Source organism: Streptomyces sp. NK15101, assembly GCF_020400725.1.
In the GTDB taxonomy this organism is placed as follows: domain Bacteria; phylum Actinomycetota; class Actinomycetes; order Streptomycetales; family Streptomycetaceae; genus Streptomyces.
This window is the reverse complement of record NZ_JAINVG010000211.1, coordinates 1-641: the sequence shown is the minus strand read 5'-3', so window position 1 is coordinate 641 and position 641 is coordinate 1. Positions and strand designations below refer to the sequence as shown.

Sequence of the window (641 nt, the reverse complement as noted above, 5' to 3'; positions counted from 1 at the left end):
GGTGCCGATCAGGGCGGGGAGCTCACCGAGGAGCTGCCGTCCGACCAGTACCTCGTACGGATCGGTGCCCGCGGAACCGCCGACCTGAATTCGGGTCACCTGGTCCTGGTCCGTCATACGTCCTTCAACTCCAGTGCCTCGAGGACCGCCTGGGCGACCTCTTCGGGGGTGCGGTCGTCCGTGGCGACGACGACCCGTGCGACTTCGGTGTACAGATGGCGGCGCGCCTCCATCAGCTCGCGCCACTGGCGGCGCGGGTTGACGGCGAGCAGGGGCCGCGCGGTGTTCAGGCCGACGCGGCGGACCGCCTCCTCGACGTCCATGGAGAGGTACGCGACGGGCAGTCCGGCGAGCAGGGCGCGGGTCCCGGCGTCCAGGACCGCGCCGCCGCCGAGGGCGAGGACGCCCTCGTGCTCGGCGACGGCCCTGGCGACGGCGTCCCGCTCCAGGGCGCGGAAGTGCTCCTCGCCGTCCTCGACGAAGATGTCGGAGATCTCGCGTCCTTCGGCGGCGACGATGTCGGCGTCGGTGTCCCGGTAGGGCGCGCCGAGCCGTTCGGCCAGGAGCGCGCCCACCGTGGACTTGCCGGAGCCCATGGGCCCGACGAGGACGACCAGGGGTCCGGCGGTCACCGGATGTTC

At 72.7% G+C, this 641-nt stretch carries 2 pseudogenes; both read right to left on the bottom strand.

The annotated features are described in order from the left end of the window. Positions 1-246 (bottom strand): annotated as a pseudogene (locus tag K7G60_RS39325) (3-dehydroquinate synthase); the annotation flags it as partial. After that, positions 192-596 (bottom strand): annotated as a pseudogene (locus tag K7G60_RS38640) (shikimate kinase); the annotation flags it as partial. The pseudogenes K7G60_RS39325 and K7G60_RS38640, both read right to left, overlap by 55 nt. Between the last annotated feature and the right edge of the window lie 45 nt (positions 597-641).